This is a genomic window from Paenibacillus peoriae KCTC 3763, assembly GCF_000236805.1.
Taxonomy (GTDB): Bacteria; Bacillota; Bacilli; order Paenibacillales; family Paenibacillaceae; genus Paenibacillus; species Paenibacillus peoriae.
Map to the genome: position 1 here is coordinate 1 of NZ_AGFX01000018.1, position 17011 is coordinate 17011.

A 17011-nucleotide genomic window follows, 5' to 3' on the forward strand; every position below is an offset into this window, starting at 1 on the left:
AAACTCTCCAATAAAGACCAACCGAGGTTGGTTATAGAAAGAGCGATTAGCTCATTTTGAAACTGACGAGATAAAATATCTCATTGTGGATTTTGCAAGCAAAATCCGTACTCACTCGTTGTTCAGTTTTCAAAGATCAAACACTTCATGTCTGCCTTAGGTTTTATCCCCTCAGCAACTTTTATAGTATATCATGTTCTTCAGAGTTGTGTCAACACTTTTTTTGAAAAAGTGTTTTTGCTCTTTTTTGATAATACTTGAAGCGACAAAAAGTAATATACCATACTTTTATTATAATTTGCAACTCTTTTTTTCAAAAAGAAGAGTTAAGTCTCAATACATTCAATATAAAGCTCTCTGTGAAGCATCAAGTTAATGATTTCCCCATTTACTTGAACCAACGGACGAGTCGGATGATCACGATCAGCAAATATAATTTCCCCTATGCGATTATCATTAAGACGTACTTTGGTTCCGTTGTTAAATTGGGTGAGCTTGTGAATGAAAACCTGTACCACACTTGGGTCCAGCTTACCAAACGATTCTGATTTGATTTGCTCCAGAACCAGGTATGGGGATTGGGCAGGTCGATATGTCTTCTCCAGCGTCATGGCATGAAATACATCAGCCACTCCGACAATTTTAGCGTATATGTGGATTTGTTCCCCCTTGAGACGCAATGGGTATCCGGTACCATCCACTTTTTCATGATGCTGAAGAGCAGCCAGACGCACGCCTTCGTTAATAGCCTTCACATTTTTGAGCAACTGATATCCCAGTGAAGTATGACGACGAATATCCTCTTGCTCCTCCCCTGTTAATGCAGAAGGCTTGTAGAGGATGACCGGGTCCATTTTGGCATTGCCAATATCATGAAGTAATCCGGCAAAGGCAACCTGCATCCAGTCCTTTTGAGGCAAACCAATCCACTGCGCAATGGAATACGAAGTAAGTGAGGTCAATACAGCATTGTGAAAAATATAATCAACTTCGATCATGGATCGCGGAATAAATGTCATTACGTTATAGCGCTGTATGTGCACCAGTAAGGACTCCAACTGGCTTCGTAGCTCAAATATAGATAAATTAGAGACAAGTACTGATTGGAATGCACTCTTAACAAGCATCACCATTTTGTCATACTCATCCTGGAATTGTGTAAACTCATCTCGCTCATCTAATGAGGGGGCTTGTGATTCAGCTGCTCCGGATCGAACAGTAGCATGATCGCCGCCGGAAGTTAAATCATCCTCCATCCCTACCTCTACTTGCTGGATCAGGAACGCCTGTAAAATTTCCAAGTCACGGGGCAGTAGAATGCGCCCTTTCGGCAGCAGCAAGCTGCCCATTTCAGTAAATACATCGCTTTGCAATTTAAGCCCAGCTTTTAATTCGGATACGGGTACAGTTGTCATGGTCAACCTCTCTGTTCTCACAACAGCTGCTCCAGCTGCCAGTTTATGATGTCATTATATTACTTGGAAATGATCCTGTACATTCATTTTATACCATTTAAAGCTTTAGCCGTCTGGATTCATTAGTCCGAAAAAGAAAAGGACTCCCTGACCAAAATGTCAAGGAGTCTTCCTCATCACTTAAAAATCCAGCAACCACTTGTGTAGTATAGATGGCTTCTTATTCGTTCTCAGAAGACTCTGAATCGCTGCCTTCCGTACCTTCTGTATCCATATCAAGAACAGGTTCAGCACCTGATGGAGATGCATCTCCGCTGGCCTCCCCGCCCTCTAATAGCTCTTCAAGCAGTTCTTCCTGCTCTTCATTCTTGTTCGCACGACATACAGTAGCAACCGAATCATCCTCGCGGATGTTAATCAGCCTTACCCCTTGTGTATTGCGGCCCATTGTAGAGATTTCGTCCATACTGGTCCGAATCACGGTACCACTGGCTGTAATGATCATCAAATCCTCTTCGGTTTTTACAACCTTGAGGCCGACAACCGGACCATTTTTATCCGTAACATTAATTGTCTTAATTCCCTTGCCTCCGCGGCTTTGGATACGATAATCCGCTACAGGGGTACGTTTGCCATAGCCTTTAGCCGTTACAATCAGGATATCCAGGTCGGTATCAACAATATCCATACCTATTACAGCATCACTCTCATCGAGACTGATCCCTTTAACCCCCGTAGCACTACGGCCCATAGACCGTACATCGCTCTCATGGAAACGAATAGACATGCCTTCTGCCGTACCAATGATCATTTCCTGCTGTCCGTCCGTCAGTTTTACTTCGATCAGGGCATCATCTTCACGCAAGTTAATGGCGATCAAACCACCTTTGCGAATATTAGCATAGTCGTCGAGCGGCGTCTTCTTGATAATCCCTTGTCGGGTCGCAAAGAACAGATAGCTATCCTCAACAAACTCCTCAATTGGAATAACCGCATTGATCGACTCACCCTGCTCAATCTGAATTAGATTAATAATCGGTGTTCCCCGGGCTGTCCGACTGAGATCAGGAATCTCATAAGCCTTAATCCGATATACTTTGCCCTTATCGGTGAAGAATAACAAGTGATGATGTGAATTCGTAATAAACAGATGCTCTACGAAATCTTCATCCTTGGTATCCATTCCCACTACACCGCGACCGCCGCGTTTTTGACTGCGATAGGTAGTAACGGGAAGACGCTTAATATATCCGGTATGGGTTACAGTAATAATAACATCTTCACGAGGAATAAGATCCTCATCCAAAATGCTCTCTTCACCTACTGTAATTTCAGTACGACGCTCGTCAGCAAAACGTTCTTTAAGCTCATTCAGCTCTTCGCTAATAATGTTAAGCACCAAATGCTCGTTAGCCAAAATTTCGCGGTATTCGGCAATCTTTTGTAATAACTCGTTATATTCATTCTCGATCTTCTCACGTTCCAAACCGGTTAAGCGTTGCAGACGCATATCGAGAATGGCTTGAGCCTGCTCAAGAGTAAGTGAGAAACGCTCAATCAGTCCTTCACGAGCTGCTTCTGCAGTTTGAGAGGAACGGATCAAGGCAATAACTTCGTCCAGATGATCAAGAGCAATGCGCAAGCCTTCCAAAATGTGTGCTCTAGCTTCAGCTTTTTTCAGATCGAATTCTGTCCGACGACGAATAACTTCAACCTGATGTTTGAGATAATAATACAAGACATCTTTCAGGTTCAAAATCTTCGGCTCGTTGTTCACAATGGCAAGCATATTGATACCGAAATTAGACTGCATAGCCGTATGTTTAAACAAATTATTCAGAACGACGTTCGGGTTCACATCTCTACGCAACTCGATAACGACACGCATACCTGTACGGTCCGATTCATCCCGCAGATCCGTAATGCCCTCAATGCGTTTGTCACGCACCAATTCAGCAATCTTCTCGACCAGACGAGCCTTATTCACTTGGTAAGGCAGCTCATGCACGATAATCCGTGCTTTATTGCCAATCTCCTCTATGGTGGTCTTTGCACGCATGGTCACTGAACCGCGGCCCGTTTGGTATGCCTGACGAATACCAGAACGACCTAAAATATAGCCTGCTGTCGGGAAATCCGGCCCTTGGATATAATCCATAAGTTCCATTGGCGTAATATCAGGGTTTTCGATTAGTGCTTGTACACCATCGATAACCTCTCCCAAGTTATGGGGAGGAATATTGGTAGCCATTCCGACTGCAATTCCGCCGACGCCATTGACCAGCAAGTTAGGATAACGTGCAGGCAACACGACAGGCTCACTCTCTTCACCGTCGTAGTTCGGCATAAAATCAACAGTCTCTTTGTTCAAATCACGCAGCATTTCCATTGCAATCTTCGACAATCGTGCTTCGGTGTAACGCATCGCAGCCGCCATATCTCCATCCACGGAGCCAAAGTTGCCGTGTCCGTCCACCAGCATATAACGCAAGGAAAAGTCCTGCGCCATCCGCACCATCGTATCATATACAGCCGTATCACCATGAGGGTGATATTTACCGATAACTTCGCCGACGATTCTTGCTGATTTCTTGTAAGGTTTGTCTGGCGACATGCCTAGCTCGGACATCGCGTACAAGATACGACGGTGTACCGGCTTTAGTCCGTCCCGCACATCAGGCAAGGCACGGCTAACAATAATACTCATGGCATAATCCATAAAGGATTCGCGCATTTCCACTCCGATATCCCTGTTAATGATCTGCGGGTTATTTTGATCGGCCATGCTGGTCCTCCTTCTCGTCCTTCAATACATTGCTCTCTATGTGAAAAGCCTAACAAGACACTGCCTATATACTCCGCTCTCTGCGCAGGATTTTGGCTAAAAACCCATCTGTATAATTATATTACTTTCACAAAAAGAGCACAATTAAACGCCTCTGTCCCCTTTACAGCGTAAATCCCTCGTCCTACCCCTTCTGGTAGAAGCAGATTGCTATTCCCTTACACCACTAACAAGCCCTGATTATAACAAATTCCCCTGAGTTGGGGATTAGCCCCCACCCTAAGGGCCTTTTCCACATACAATACGTATACGGTCAGGGCTAATGTAGCAAGATTCCGAAAAACGCCGTATTTCTCTATTATATCATTGTTTTCCGCACTTGTCCTTTAGTTTCCCTTGTTTTGTTAAAGTGTTGTGAATTCCATGTACGCGACTCATATTACGAAAAGAAAGGGATGAGAATACTTGTCTATTCAGCGAGTAGCCAGTAAGTGGACCAAAACAAATGTCATTCTCCCCAATCCGACGTTGGCCCCTTATATACCGGAGACACGTTTGTACACATTCGAGCACTTGAACGAAATGTTATCGGTGTATGGAACTGTCTATATTAAGCCGGATAACGGTACTTATGGAAAAGGGGTTATGCGTGCAGAAAGGCTCACAGAGCCGCTTCCTCCAACAGAAGAAGGAATCATCGGGGAGAGAATATGGTACGTTCTTCGTTATGAAGTAGACACCCTTACTTTTGACAGTCTGGAAGAACTGCACAAGGTGGTTTCTACCCGCATACGGAAGCGTCCATATCTGATCCAACGCGGGATTGACCTTCTTCAACATGAAACGCGTCCCTTTGACCTGCGGGTATTAACCCAGATGAACCTGAGAAACCATTGGGAAACGACGCTTATAATTGGACGCATAGCTGCTCCTGACAAAGTCGTCACCAATCACCACAGCGGTGGAACAGTACGCTTTTTCAATGAACTTGTAGCACCCTATCTGGATGTAAAGGAAGCAGTACACCTAGAGCAAAAACTATCAAAATTAGGCGAGCGAGTAGCCTGGCAGCTGCAAAAAAGATACCCTCGGCTAAAGGAAATTGGATTGGATGTGGGATTGGATCAGCAGATCTATCCGTGGATTTTGGAGGTTAATACGAGACCGGCCATTAAAGTCTTCTCTTTCCTTCCCAACAAAAGCCTTTATCATAAAATATTCAGGTATGCTGTAGGCTATGGCCGTTATTCAGCGTCCACGGGCAAACCTGCACACTCTAAGAGAAAGACCTAAGGCATTGACGTTAACTATTCAAATTCACCCGAGTTGGTTAATGAACAGGAAAAGGGACGCCGTTTGGGCGCCCCTTGGTGTTGAACTCAAATCATAGCAAGCAAATAGTACATTAGCTAAGGTGAGAATATCACACATTAAAAATCGAGATTTTTCACATACTTAGCATGTTCCTGGATAAAGTCGCGGCGAGGTTCTACATTATCCCCCATTAGGGTGTTGAACAGTGTATCAGCCAGCATCGCGTCATTAATGGTTACCTGAAGCATAGTACGGCTTTCAGGGTCCATTGTCGTTTCCCATAGCTGTGCCGCGTTCATTTCACCCAAACCTTTATAGCGCTGTACATTGTACTTCGCATTTTCTCCAAATTCCCTGATGATCTCATCACGTTCTACTTCCGAATTCGCATAACGTATGACCTTGTTGCGCTCTACCTTGAACAGCGGTGGCTGAGCAATGTAAACATAGCCTGCATCTAAAATTTTACGCATATACCGATAGAAGAACGTCAGCAACAGCGTGCGAATGTGAGCACCGTCGACATCTGCATCCGTCATGATAATGACCTTGTGGTAACGTGCTTTGGAGATGTCAAAATCGTCTCCGATCCCTGTACCCATTGCAGTTACCATCGAGCGGATTTCATCACTGGACAAAATACGATCCAGACGTGCCTTCTCTACATTCAGGATTTTACCGCGAATCGGCAAAATGGCTTGGAAGTGACGATCACGACCCTGTTTGGCCGATCCACCCGCTGAGTCACCTTCGACGATGTACAGCTCACTGATCGATGCATCCTTGGAGGAGCAGTCCGCTAGCTTGCCGGGAAGAGAACTGATTTCCAGCGCACTTTTACGACGCGTCAGCTCCCGTGCTTTGCGGGCCGCTTCACGGGCACGCGCCGCTTGTAAGGATTTATCAACTACGCGGCGAGAAACAGATGGATTTTCCTCCAGAAATTCCTGAAGTTTCTCAGCGAACAGGGACTCGACAATCCCTCGCACCTCGCTGTTACCAAGCTTTGTTTTGGTCTGACCCTCAAATTGCGGTTCCGGAATTTTGACAGAGATAATCGCCGTCAGCCCTTCACGCACATCATCGCCGGTCAGGTTGGCATTACTATCCTTAATCATGCCGTTTTTACGTGCATAATCGTTAATAATCCGGGTTAATGCGCTCTTGAAGCCAGATTCGTGCGTTCCACCCTCATGCGTGTTGATATTGTTGGCGAAAGAATAAATATTTTCGGTGTAGCTGTCGTTATATTGCAGCGCAACTTCAACTTGAATCATATCGCGTGAGCCTTCGACATAAATCGGCTGCTCATGAAGCGCTTCTCTTTGTTGATTCAGAAACTGCACGTATTCACTGATTCCACCCTCGTAGTGGAATGTATCGCTGGCACCCGTCCGCTCATCAGTCAGGCTGATCGCAATCCCTTTATTCAGAAAAGCCAGCTCACGAATCCGCGTTTGCAGCGTATCATAGTCATATACGGTTGTTTCTGTAAAAATTTGTTCATCCGGGTAAAATGTCGTTTGGGTCCCCGTCTCATCTGTGTCACCGATAACTCTCACATCGTATTGCGGTACACCGCGATGATATTCCTGTTCATACACATGTCCATCCCGTTTGACATGAACAACCATTTTGCTGGAGAGAGCGTTCACTACGGATACACCAACCCCGTGCAGACCGCCGGAGACCTTGTACCCTCCGCCTCCGAATTTACCACCTGCGTGAAGTACAGTCATAACGACTTCCAACGCTGATTTTTTCATTTTGGCGTGCTCACTTACTGGAATACCGCGACCGTTGTCTGTAACGGTAACGCTATTATCCGTGTGAACGACAACCTGAATGCTGTCACAATAACCCGCCAGCGCTTCGTCAATGCTGTTGTCCACAACTTCCCAGACCAAATGATGGAGACCTTTGGCACTTGTGGAGCCAATATACATCCCGGGACGTTTCCGAACCGCTTCCAGGCCCTCCAGGACCTGAATCTCGCCCGCATCATAAGACGGTTGATTCATAGACATGCCTTTCACCTACTTCTATAGATTTCTATGGTTAAGCATTGGCAACAAACTGGTTTGCCCGCTTCTTGAGTGTTGTTGAGGAGATGGGGGAATAATACACCGTATTCTGAGTCACTACGATGGACTTGGCTTCCTCTTCACCAATCATCTCGACATGCTTTTGTTGCTGGGCGTGGTTCACGTATTGCTTGGAGATTTTAGAGGATTTTTCAATCGAGATATCGAAAATAGCCACAAGCTCTGACGAGCGGATGATTTTTTCTCCCCCCAAATGAATATACATATCGGTTACTCACTCCTTAGTGTTCCACATGCCCGTCGTGGACGTGATAAATACTCGCATCCTTGAGTCGTTCCGCGTTCAAACTCTCAATCCCGGTTGCGGTGATAAAGGTCTGTACCTTGCTCTGAAAAGTTTCGATCAGTTGAGTCTGACGATAGGGGTCCAGCTCAGACAAAACATCATCCAGTAGCAGGACCGGATATTCACCGATTTCCTCATGAATTAATTCAATTTCGGCCAGCTTCAAAGACAGGGCCGTCGTCCGCTGCTGCCCCTGAGAGCCATACGTATGCACTTCTCTGCCATTAATGGCAAAGGCCAAATCATCACGATGGGGTCCCGCCAAAGTCATGCCACGGCGGATTTCCTGTTCCCTCATTTGGGATAACTTTATCATAAATCGCTCCAATAAGACAGCTTCATCTTCTTCCTCTGGCTCACTGAAGGAGGGAACATAGGTTAATTTTAGCTCTTCAGTCCCCCCCGCGATCCCTTCATGAATGGCCTGAGCCCACTTTTGCAGCTTTGTTATAAATTGTTTCCGCTTTTTAACAATTTTAACACCATGCTCGACAAGTTGCTCGTTCCATACCTCCAGCATCAGCTGCACCGAGGCCATATCTTTCCCCCAAGCTTGCTTGAGCAGGTTGTTTCGCTGAACCAGCACCTTTTGATATTGCTGCAAATGATACAGATAGCCCGGAGCTACCTGTCCAATTTCCATGTCAAGAAACCGGCGGCGGACCCCCGGTGTTCCTTTGACAATTTCCAGATCCTCGGGGGCAAACATGACCACGTTTAACGAACCGATAAAATCACTCAGCTTTCGCTGCTCCAGTCCGTTGATCTTCGCCTTTTTGCCTTGTGTGGATAACGATAGATCCAGCCTGATTTTCCCGTATTTTTTATCCACATCTGCAGCCAGATGAGTAGAAGCAGCTCCGAAAGAGATTAACTCCTTATCGCGCGACGTACGGTGGCTTTTGGTCAAAGCCAGTACAAAAATCGCCTCTACGAGGTTCGTTTTGCCCTGGGCATTTTGTCCAATCAGCAAATTAACGGGCCCAAATTCATTCAGCTCCAGCTGTTCATAGTTCCGGTACTGCTGCAAAGCAATGTTGTTCACAAACACATAGGGTCCCCCTCGCTAATCCGTACCTAAAAGGAGTCCTTGCCGACTAGGCGATTATGCTCCTGCCGTAACTTCGAAACTTCCGTTGTCCTCTACTTCTACAGTATCGCCAGGATACAGCTTTCTTCCCCGTCTTTCTTCCGTCTCACCGTTGACGCGGACTTGTCCCTCCTGTAAGAGGGCTTTGGCCATTCCACCTGTTGATACACAGTCAGCCAGTTTTAAAAATTGATCGAGCTTGATGTACTCGGTCTGTATCGATATCCGTTTCAAGGGTTGTTCATCCTTTCGCTTGTTCTCAGGCGGGTAACGCTAAATATTAGTTGGTTGTGCGATACGGCAGGATGATGTACAGCGCATTGCTGGAATCTGCCGGTTTTAGAATAATCGGGCTCATGATGCCGGTGAAAGCGATCATCAGCTGCTCACTGTCAATTACCTTCAGCACGTCGAGCATATATTTGGAGTTGAATGAGATTTTAAGTGGCTCTCCCTCAAATTTGGACACATTCACTTCCTCACGCACCTTACCAAGCTCAGAGGAACTGGAGGAGATCTCCAGACCGCCATTTTCCAACGATTGCATTTTTACAATATTCGTTTTTTCCTCACGGGACAGCAAATAAGCACGGTCGATAGACTCGCTCAAACTTTTTGTATCCACAATCAGTTCTGTTTTGTAGGAGGTCGGAATAATTCTAGAAGTATCAGGATAGGTTCCATCCAGGATGCGGGAATAAAACAGTACCCGGTCAACCTTGAAAAGTACCTGATTGTCCGCTACGACGATATCCACAAGCATATTTTGATCCGGAATAATTCTGCTTAGCTCATTCAACGTTTTGCCTGCAATGACAACATTGCTAAAACGCAAGCCTTCAGACGATTCCAAACGAGCGCTGCGGGTGGCCAGGCGGTGACGGTCCGTTGCTACAAACTTTAATTCTCCCTCAGCCAAATTCCATAATACCCCGGTTAAAATGGGTGTTGTTTCGTGGGTGGAAATGGAGAAAACCGTCTGTTTGATCATATTTTTGAGCAAATCACCCGGCACAGAGATAACCTGATTTTCTTCAATGCTGGGGAGCACAGGGAATTCCTCAGGGTCCAAGCCAACGATTTGAATTTCAGTGGAACCGGACGAGATAAAGGTTTGGAACTGATCCTTTACCTCCATATGGATCTCCTGAGACGGCAGTTTCTTGATAATTTCGACAAAGAATTTGGCGGGTAGGACTACACTGCCGGGTTGTTCAACCTGAACGACAGTCTGGTCTCCATCCTCCATTGGAATAAAGGATTGAATAGAGATGTCTGTATCACTGGCCGTCAGCGTTACCCCCTGGTGATTCACATCTAGCTTAATACCACTAAGAATTGGAATTGTAGTACGACTCGATATCGCTTTGGATACATGCTGTATAGCCTCGTTCAAAACGTTTTTCAGAATGCTGATCTTCATAAGTTCCTCCTACGGGTTTTAGTCCTTCAAGCACGCGTTGACGCGGGCCTTATTTAGGTGATGAATTTCTTTAAAATATAGTAGTAATAGTAATAGGCGCACTGAATATGTGGATAAGTAGGTGCAAACCTAATAAAATCAAGCCTATCCACATGTGTATAAATTGTGTATAGGCTCCGAACTTGTTCAGGTTGGATTTTTGATTTTCTCTATTAGGTTGTTGATAACTTTGAATAGATCTTGATCCACTTGAATGGATTTGGAGATTTTTTCGTGCGCATGGATGACCGTTGTATGATCACGCCCACCGAAGGCCTCACCAATTTTAGGCAGAGAATAGTCGGTTAACTCACGCGACAGGTACATGGCAATTTGTCGTGGGAAGGCCACAGCCTTTGTCCGCTTCCGCGCTTTAAAATCTTCCAGACGCAGATTGTAAAATTCCCCGACTTGATGCTGTATATCCTGAATAGTGATCATTTTGGGGCGGCTGGACGGGATAATATCCTTCAACGCCTCGGCAGCAAGATGACTTGATACATCCTGATTGGTTAAGGAAGAATAGGCGACAACGCGAATCAGCGCCCCCTCCAGCTCACGGATGTTTGTATCAATCTGGTTGGCGATATACATCATGGCCTCATTGGGAATGTCCAGGTTTTCCGCACGGGCCTTTTTCCGAAGAATAGCGATTCTGGTCTCCAGATCCGGCGGCTGAATGTCTGTAATGAGTCCCCACTCGAAGCGGGAGCGCAGCCGTTCTTCCAGTGTCGGAATTTCTTTGGGAGGCCGGTCACTGGAAATGATAATCTGCTTGCGTTCCTCATGAAGCGCGTTAAACGTATGGAAAAATTCCTCCTGTGTCGATTCCTTGCCAGCAATGAATTGAATATCGTCAATGAGCAAAATATCAATGTTGCGATATTTGTTGCGGAAGCTCTCCCCGCGGTTGTCCCGGATGGCATTAATGAATTCGTTCGTAAACTTCTCCGACGATAAATATACGACCTTGCTGGTCGGATTGTGCTCCAAAATATAGTGCCCGATGGCATGCATCAGATGCGTTTTGCCCAGACCTACGCCGCCGTAAAGAAACAGCGGATTGTACGCTTTGGCCGGCGCCTCGGCGACGGCCAGCGATGCTGCGTGAGCAAAACGGTTTCCCGATCCGATGACGAATGTATCGAATGTATATTTGGGATTTAGCATATGGGACACGGCTTCTTCATGTACGACCGGCTGTTGCTGAGGTTGCTGCTGAAGATCGACCTCGGGGGGCTTGTTCTCCTCGATGACGAACTTGACCTCCAGTTGCTTACCCAAAATCTCATAAACCGTTGCTCCGACTAGCTTGGTATAACGGCTTTCAAGCCATTCCACGGCAAAGGTTGTCGGGGCAGAAATCACAATGGAGTGGTCATTCAGTTTCGCTGCCTTGGTAGCTTTAAACCAAGTGTCGTAACTCGGCTTACTCAGCTTGGTTTGTATAATGGATAAAATTTGCTGCCATAGTTCAGAGATATGGCTGTCCACAGACGTCACTCCTTTTAAATCCTGACATTTTGCCGATGAACTGAGAGCTGCTCCCGGCGCTTCGGCAAAACGCCTAAAATCCCAAAAATATTTGTTGAAGGCCATAAAAAGACATACCGCCGCCTAAATCATGCGGCAGTGTGATGAGAGAACGCAGCACAAAGTGACCCTGAGAAATAACTGATGGAAAATTCCACTGCCGCTAGGCAGAAGAATGGTGATATTTCTCAGGAGGGAATGTGCGGCACGATCCGTTCTCTTTATCCCGCAGGCCAAAACGGGACTGCAATATGTCGAAATCAAATGAAAAATGTAGAATATATCCCCAGAATCCCGAATCCGCACAAAAATAAAAAGATGGATAAATTGAACTTGTTCACAACTTTATCCACAGGGTGTTGATAATATGGAGGGCAAAACAACATATTCACATTCAAAAGTAATATCATCATAGCAAAAGAAGCCTTGTATTTCAATGACTCGTGGTTATTTATCCACAAATTCAATCTGTTGTGTACAATTTTTATTCACAACACAAGATATTGTTTATAATTTGTTCAGTTTTCGACAATAACTCTTTTTTGCTCTAAAATGTTATGCACAGGTTATGACCATTTAAATCACAATACCGTTCTTTTTGTGAATCTGTGTATAACAGCCGTTGCCTTTTGGTCACAGCGGCTTATTTTTATGTTGAAAATTTCCGGTAACGTTTCCGACATTATTTTTGAATGTATTGGCGACGACGATCCGAGAAAGAGCGAATTGAAGTGGCAGAATGGATAGAAGGTGGATACGAGCGGTCTTGGCTGGGAGAAAATGCAGCTGGGCTACTCAATAAGATGAAGGAGAAACAAAAAAATTGTCGTTAAATCAGGGCAAACGAGCATGAAGTAATGAATGAATGAGAAGGGTCGAATCCTGAACACGAAAAAGAGGGAGAGGATTCATAATCACATTGACTTTGACAGCTATTTGTGGTTAAATGTACAAAGGTGTTTTTTGTGGAGATTGCTATGTTAGGTATATTCCATATAAAACGTATTCCTTGTAAGGAGGTGCAGCACAATGAGACCGACTTTCAGACCGAATGTCAGCAAACGTAAAAAAGTTCACGGCTTCCGTAAAAGAATGAGCACAAAGAATGGCCGTAAAGTTTTGGCGGCTCGTCGCCAAAAAGGTAGAAAAGTATTGAGTGCGTAATGCGTGCATAAAGACCACTACGGTGGTCTTTTTTTTCATAATTGAGGTATTAATGGACCGGATCGCTTCATCTAATCTGTAGAAATGCAGTGAAAAAGAGGGTGAAGTGCCGAATCCTGCTCTATATTAGATGAAGCTTTTTAAAAATGGATGTAAAATAAGCGAGATTACCATGACGGAATGTTGTCCATACTTCTTACTATATAAGAGGTATGGATTGGCTTACCGAAGTGTGTAAAAGAGATGAGCAAGGAGAAGCGCCGTGCGAAAAAAATTGCGTCTTCGAAACCGGGCGGACTTTGGGCGCGTATACCGCCATGGCAAATCTTTTGCCAACCATCAGTTTGTGGTGTACTGGTTCCGCCGCAGAGAGGTAGAGCAGTTCCGTGTCGGAATTTCGGCCAGCAAGAAGATCGGCAACGCAGTTGTGCGTAACCGGATGCGCAGAATCGTCAAGGAAATTGTGCGTCATCATGAGCATGAATTGGTGGAGCAGATTGATCTGATTTTTATCGTCCGTAAGGGTGCGGTTACGATGTCGTATCAAGAGTTGGAGAAAAGCGTGCTGCACGTTCTGCGCAAAGCTTCGCTGCTCAAGTCTTCACGCCGATAGTCAGTATCTTTGTCCTACAGGATATGGTATGATTTACGTTGGAATGGATTGGTTAAGAAAGGGGTTATGAAGTGTCGCGTTTGAAGACTCAACGAGGGAAATGGTTCCTTCTAATTGCATTATTGGCACTTGTTGCCGTGCTGTCCGGGTGTGCCCCGACGACGGCCCACAATTCTTACACGACGGCAGACTTGGCCAACGGATCGTGGTGGCAGAGATATGTCGTTTACTGGTTTTCGTATGCGCTGGATACATTTGCCCAATGGTTCTCTGGAGAGTATGGCCTGGCCGTATTAATTCTGGTGATCATCGTGCGGACGATTATTTTGCCGCTTACACTTAAGCAAGTACGCAGTTCCAAAGCTATGCAGGCTATTCAGCCACAATTAAAAGAAATTCAAGCGAAATACAAGGATACACCTGAGAGAGTCCAGCAAGAAACGATGAAATTGTTTCAGGAAAACAAGGTCAACCCGATGGCAGGCTGTCTGCCTTTGGTCGTACAAATGCCGATTTTTATCGCGCTGTATAATGCCATTTACTATAACTCGGCATTACGGGATCATGACTTTTTGTGGCTCCAGTTAGGTAAACCGGATCACTTGTTCATCCTGCCGATTCTGGCAGCAATTACGACATTTGTCCAAACCTGGATGATGATGAAACTGAATCCGACGCCGCAGCAGGGACCGATGCAGTTTTTGCTGTACGTTTATCCGGTGCTGATTTTGTTCATGTCGTATAACTTCCCATCCGCTTTGCCGTTGTACTGGTTCTACAGTAATATTTACACGATTATCCAAAACTATTTCCTTTATCGCAATAATGATAAAGAAGCTGCCCTGGCGAATGTGAAAACAGCCAGTACTACGAAGACGGGTTCACCCAATAACAAGAAAAAAAGTAACAGAAACACGAAGGGGGCTAAAAAGTCGAGATGACCAAGGTCGTGACATCAGGAAAAACCGTTGAAGATGCTGTAAAACAAGGACTCTCCGAACTGGGAGTAAGCCGTGAGCGGGTAACCGTAAACGTGTTGGAACAGCCGTCAAAAGGATTCCTGGGATGGCTAGGGGTCAAGAAGGCGAAGGTGGAGCTTACGCTGCTGTCTGAGCCGTCTCCCGAAACCATACACACGGCTGAACCTCATGTATCGGCTCAAGCGCCTTTTCGTGCGGGACAGGCTGTTCCGGAAGCTGAACCTGTCAAGCGGGAAGCACACATCAACCCGACCTCTACGGGACAAGCTGATCCCTATGAGGAAGCGGTGCGTTTTATCCGCGAAACAGCAGCAGGAATGGGATTGGACGTTGAAGTTGATGTCCACCACCGCAAGGATGAAAGTATACTGGATATCTCCGGTCCGTCGCTCGGGATGTTGATCGGTCGTCGGGGACAGACCTTGGATGCATTGCAGTATCTGACGAATATTGTTGCCAACCGTCATTCTGACAAATTCATCCGAATTGTTCTGGATGCCGAGCAATTTCGCGCACGTCGGCAAAAAACGCTGGAGGATTTGGCAGATCGGTTGGCCAACCAGGCTATTCGTTATGGCAAGGAAGTCGTGTTGGAGCCAATGCCGTCACAGGAGCGAAAGCTGATTCATGCCAAGCTTCAACAGCATGCGCAGGTTAGAACATACAGCAAGGGGGACGAGCCGAATCGGCGCGTCGTCATTGCCAAAAAATAATCCGACGCAATGGCTCTCTGCATGGTGCAGAAGCCATTGCTTTTTTTCTTATATTTCTAGCTGAAACGGATGCCGTCCTTGTTCAAGGACGGCAAAGCCGTCTCTACTTGATAGGAGGTAGAAACGATATGCTGAGCGATACCATAGCTGCCATTGCAACGTCTGTCGGCGAAGGCGGCATTGCAGTTATACGGGTCAGCGGCCCGGAAGCTGTCACGGAAGTGGAGGCTTTGTTCCGCAGCAAAACGCCTCTAAGCAAGGCTCCAACTCATACGGTACACTATGGACATATTATAGATCCTCACAACCAGGAAAAGGTGGAGGAAGTTTTAGTTACGGTGATGCGGGCGCCACGCTCTTTTACAACAGAAGATGTAGTAGAGATCAGCACCCATGGCGGAGTAGTAGCCGTCAAACGGGTTATGGATTTATTGCTGCTGCAAAATATACGCTTGGCCGAGCCGGGCGAATTCACGAAGCGCGCCTTTTTGAATGGTCGTATTGATCTGAGCCAGGCTGAGGGGGTCATTGACCTCATTCGCTCAAAGTCGGATAAAGCTTTCTCGGTAGCTCTGAAGCAGGTGGATGGGCAGCTGTCACAGAACATTCGTCGCTTGCGTAATGTTTTGGTAGAGACGCTCGCCCATATTGAAGTGAACATTGATTATCCCGAGCATGACGTGGAATCCTTTACGTCTGAGTTAATTAAGGATAAGAGCAGTCAGGTTATGGCGGAGATTGACCGGCTGCTGCATACGGCGGAGCAGGGGAAAATTTTGCGGGAGGGTCTGACCACGGCGATTGTAGGCAGGCCGAATGTGGGCAAATCCTCGCTGTTGAATACACTGGCTCATGGTGAACGGGCGATTGTGACCGATATTCCGGGCACCACCCGTGATGTGATTGAAGAGTATGTGACGGTGAATAACATCCCGCTCAAGCTGCTGGATACAGCCGGCATTCGTGAAACGATGGATGTGGTAGAACGGATCGGAGTAGAGCGTTCGAGAACGGCCGTCAGTGAAGCGGATCTGCTGCTTGTCGTGATTAACGCCAACGAACCGTTACATGAGGATGAAATGGCATTACTGGAACAAATCCGCGGTAGACAAGCGATTGTCATTATGAATAAAATGGACTTACCGGCCCAAGTTGACCGGGATTTGCTGCTGCGCTATGTACCTGAGGAACTCATCGTACCGATGTCCGTCAAGGAGCATGAGGGAGCGGACCGACTGGAGCAGGCGATATCGAATTTATTCTTCAGCGGCAAGCTGGAATCAGCCGATATGACATATGTCAGCAATGTACGGCATATTGCTTTGTTGAAGAAGGCTCGCCAATCACTGGTGGATGCCTATGAAGCGGCTGACCAATTTGTACCGATTGACATGATTCAGATTGACGTAAGGCTGGCGTGGGAGCATTTGGGCGAGATTGTGGGCGATACTGCGCATGATGCGTTAATAGATCAAATATTTTCACAATTTTGTCTGGGCAAATAGGACATTCAAGCATGGCTGGTATAAGCCCTGCTATCGTTATAGATAT

14 protein-coding genes are annotated in these 17011 nt (G+C 46.1%); 6 read left to right on the forward strand and 8 right to left on the reverse strand.

The window, feature by feature from the left end:
• Positions 1-326 precede the first annotated feature (326 nt).
• Together KQI_RS0110905 and gyrA are read right to left on the reverse strand one after the other, a co-directional pair.
• A complete protein-coding gene (locus KQI_RS0110905) occupies positions 327-1415 on the reverse strand; it encodes an HD-GYP domain-containing protein (RefSeq protein ID WP_010346788.1) in 1089 nt (362 codons plus the stop codon).
• 220 nt (positions 1416-1635) lie between these two features.
• Positions 1636-4200 carry a DNA gyrase subunit A gene (gene gyrA / locus KQI_RS0110910; protein ID WP_010346789.1) on the reverse strand — a complete coding sequence of 855 codons (2565 nt, stop codon included), beginning with the start codon at positions 4198-4200 and terminating at the stop codon, positions 1636-1638.
• A gap of 465 nt (positions 4201-4665) precedes the next feature.
• On the opposite strand from gyrA, the gene KQI_RS0110915 reads away from it, so the two are divergent.
• On the forward strand, positions 4666-5493 hold the full coding sequence (locus KQI_RS0110915; RefSeq protein WP_010346790.1) for a YheC/YheD family protein: 828 nt from the start codon (positions 4666-4668) through the stop codon (positions 5491-5493).
• A 137-nt stretch (positions 5494-5630) separates the two neighbouring features.
• Here the strand turns inward: KQI_RS0110915 and gyrB are convergent, their stop codons facing one another.
• The 6 genes from gyrB to dnaA all read right to left on the reverse strand — a co-directional run bounded on the left by gyrB (position 5631) and on the right by dnaA (position 11951).
• A complete protein-coding gene (gyrB, locus tag KQI_RS0110920; RefSeq protein WP_029390112.1) occupies positions 5631-7541 on the reverse strand; it encodes a DNA topoisomerase (ATP-hydrolyzing) subunit B in 1911 nt (636 codons plus the stop codon).
• A gap of 31 nt (positions 7542-7572) precedes the next feature.
• The gene (gene remB / locus KQI_RS0110925; RefSeq protein WP_007433255.1) at positions 7573-7824 is read right to left on the reverse strand and encodes an extracellular matrix regulator RemB; all 252 of its coding nucleotides are present in this window, start codon (positions 7822-7824) and stop codon (positions 7573-7575) included.
• Between the two features lie 16 nt (positions 7825-7840).
• Entirely contained in the window at positions 7841-8956 is a 1116-nt protein-coding gene (gene recF, locus KQI_RS0110930; protein WP_010346793.1) for a DNA replication/repair protein RecF, read from the reverse strand.
• A gap of 54 nt (positions 8957-9010) precedes the next feature.
• The gene (gene yaaA, locus KQI_RS0110935; RefSeq protein ID WP_010346794.1) at positions 9011-9229 is read right to left on the reverse strand and encodes a S4 domain-containing protein YaaA; all 219 of its coding nucleotides are present in this window, start codon (positions 9227-9229) and stop codon (positions 9011-9013) included.
• Positions 9230-9275: 46 nt separating this feature from the next.
• The gene (gene dnaN, locus KQI_RS0110940; RefSeq protein WP_010346795.1) at positions 9276-10418 is read right to left on the reverse strand and encodes a DNA polymerase III subunit beta; all 1143 of its coding nucleotides are present in this window, start codon (positions 10416-10418) and stop codon (positions 9276-9278) included.
• A gap of 186 nt (positions 10419-10604) precedes the next feature.
• On the reverse strand, positions 10605-11951 hold the full coding sequence (gene dnaA, locus KQI_RS0110945; RefSeq protein WP_010346796.1) for a chromosomal replication initiator protein DnaA: 1347 nt from the start codon (positions 11949-11951) through the stop codon (positions 10605-10607).
• 1068 nt (positions 11952-13019) lie between these two features.
• On the opposite strand from dnaA, the gene rpmH reads away from it, so the two are divergent.
• The 5 genes from rpmH (at position 13020) to mnmE (ending at position 16965) form a co-directional block, all read left to right on the forward strand.
• On the forward strand, positions 13020-13154 hold the full coding sequence (gene rpmH / locus KQI_RS0110950; protein WP_007433250.1) for a 50S ribosomal protein L34: 135 nt from the start codon (positions 13020-13022) through the stop codon (positions 13152-13154).
• 262 nt (positions 13155-13416) lie between these two features.
• Positions 13417-13767: a ribonuclease P protein component gene (gene rnpA, locus KQI_RS0110955; RefSeq protein WP_010346798.1), complete on the forward strand. Its 351-nt coding sequence runs from the start codon at positions 13417-13419 to the stop codon at positions 13765-13767.
• A 71-nt stretch (positions 13768-13838) separates the two neighbouring features.
• The gene (locus tag KQI_RS0110960) at positions 13839-14708 is read left to right on the forward strand and encodes a YidC/Oxa1 family membrane protein insertase (RefSeq protein WP_010346799.1); all 870 of its coding nucleotides are present in this window, start codon (positions 13839-13841) and stop codon (positions 14706-14708) included.
• Positions 14705-15460, forward strand: a complete 756-nt coding sequence (gene jag, locus KQI_RS0110965; protein WP_010346800.1) for an RNA-binding cell elongation regulator Jag/EloR — start codon at positions 14705-14707, stop codon at positions 15458-15460. The genes KQI_RS0110960 and jag overlap by 4 nt, the downstream gene beginning before the upstream one ends.
• Positions 15461-15588: 128 nt before the next feature.
• Positions 15589-16965, forward strand: a complete 1377-nt coding sequence (gene mnmE / locus KQI_RS0110970; RefSeq protein WP_010346801.1) for a tRNA uridine-5-carboxymethylaminomethyl(34) synthesis GTPase MnmE — start codon at positions 15589-15591, stop codon at positions 16963-16965.
• Positions 16966-17011 lie beyond the last annotated feature (46 nt).

Coding starts and splice junctions, on each gene's coding strand:
- jag (WP_010346800.1), top strand. CDS start 14,705: ATGACCAAGGTCGTGACATCAGGAAAAACCGTTGAAGATGCTGTAAAA.
- rpmH (WP_007433250.1), top strand. CDS start 13,020: ATGAGACCGACTTTCAGACCGAATGTCAGCAAACGTAAAAAAGTTCAC.
- mnmE (WP_010346801.1), top strand. CDS start 15,589: ATGCTGAGCGATACCATAGCTGCCATTGCAACGTCTGTCGGCGAAGGC.
- dnaN (WP_010346795.1), bottom strand. CDS start 10,418: ATGAAGATCAGCATTCTGAAAAACGTTTTGAACGAGGCTATACAGCAT.
- gyrB (WP_029390112.1), bottom strand. CDS start 7,541: ATGTCTATGAATCAACCGTCTTATGATGCGGGCGAGATTCAGGTCCTG.
- remB (WP_007433255.1), bottom strand. CDS start 7,824: ATGTATATTCATTTGGGGGGAGAAAAAATCATCCGCTCGTCAGAGCTT.
- gyrA (WP_010346789.1), bottom strand. CDS start 4,200: ATGGCCGATCAAAATAACCCGCAGATCATTAACAGGGATATCGGAGTG.
- KQI_RS0110905 (WP_010346788.1), bottom strand. CDS start 1,415: ATGACAACTGTACCCGTATCCGAATTAAAAGCTGGGCTTAAATTGCAA.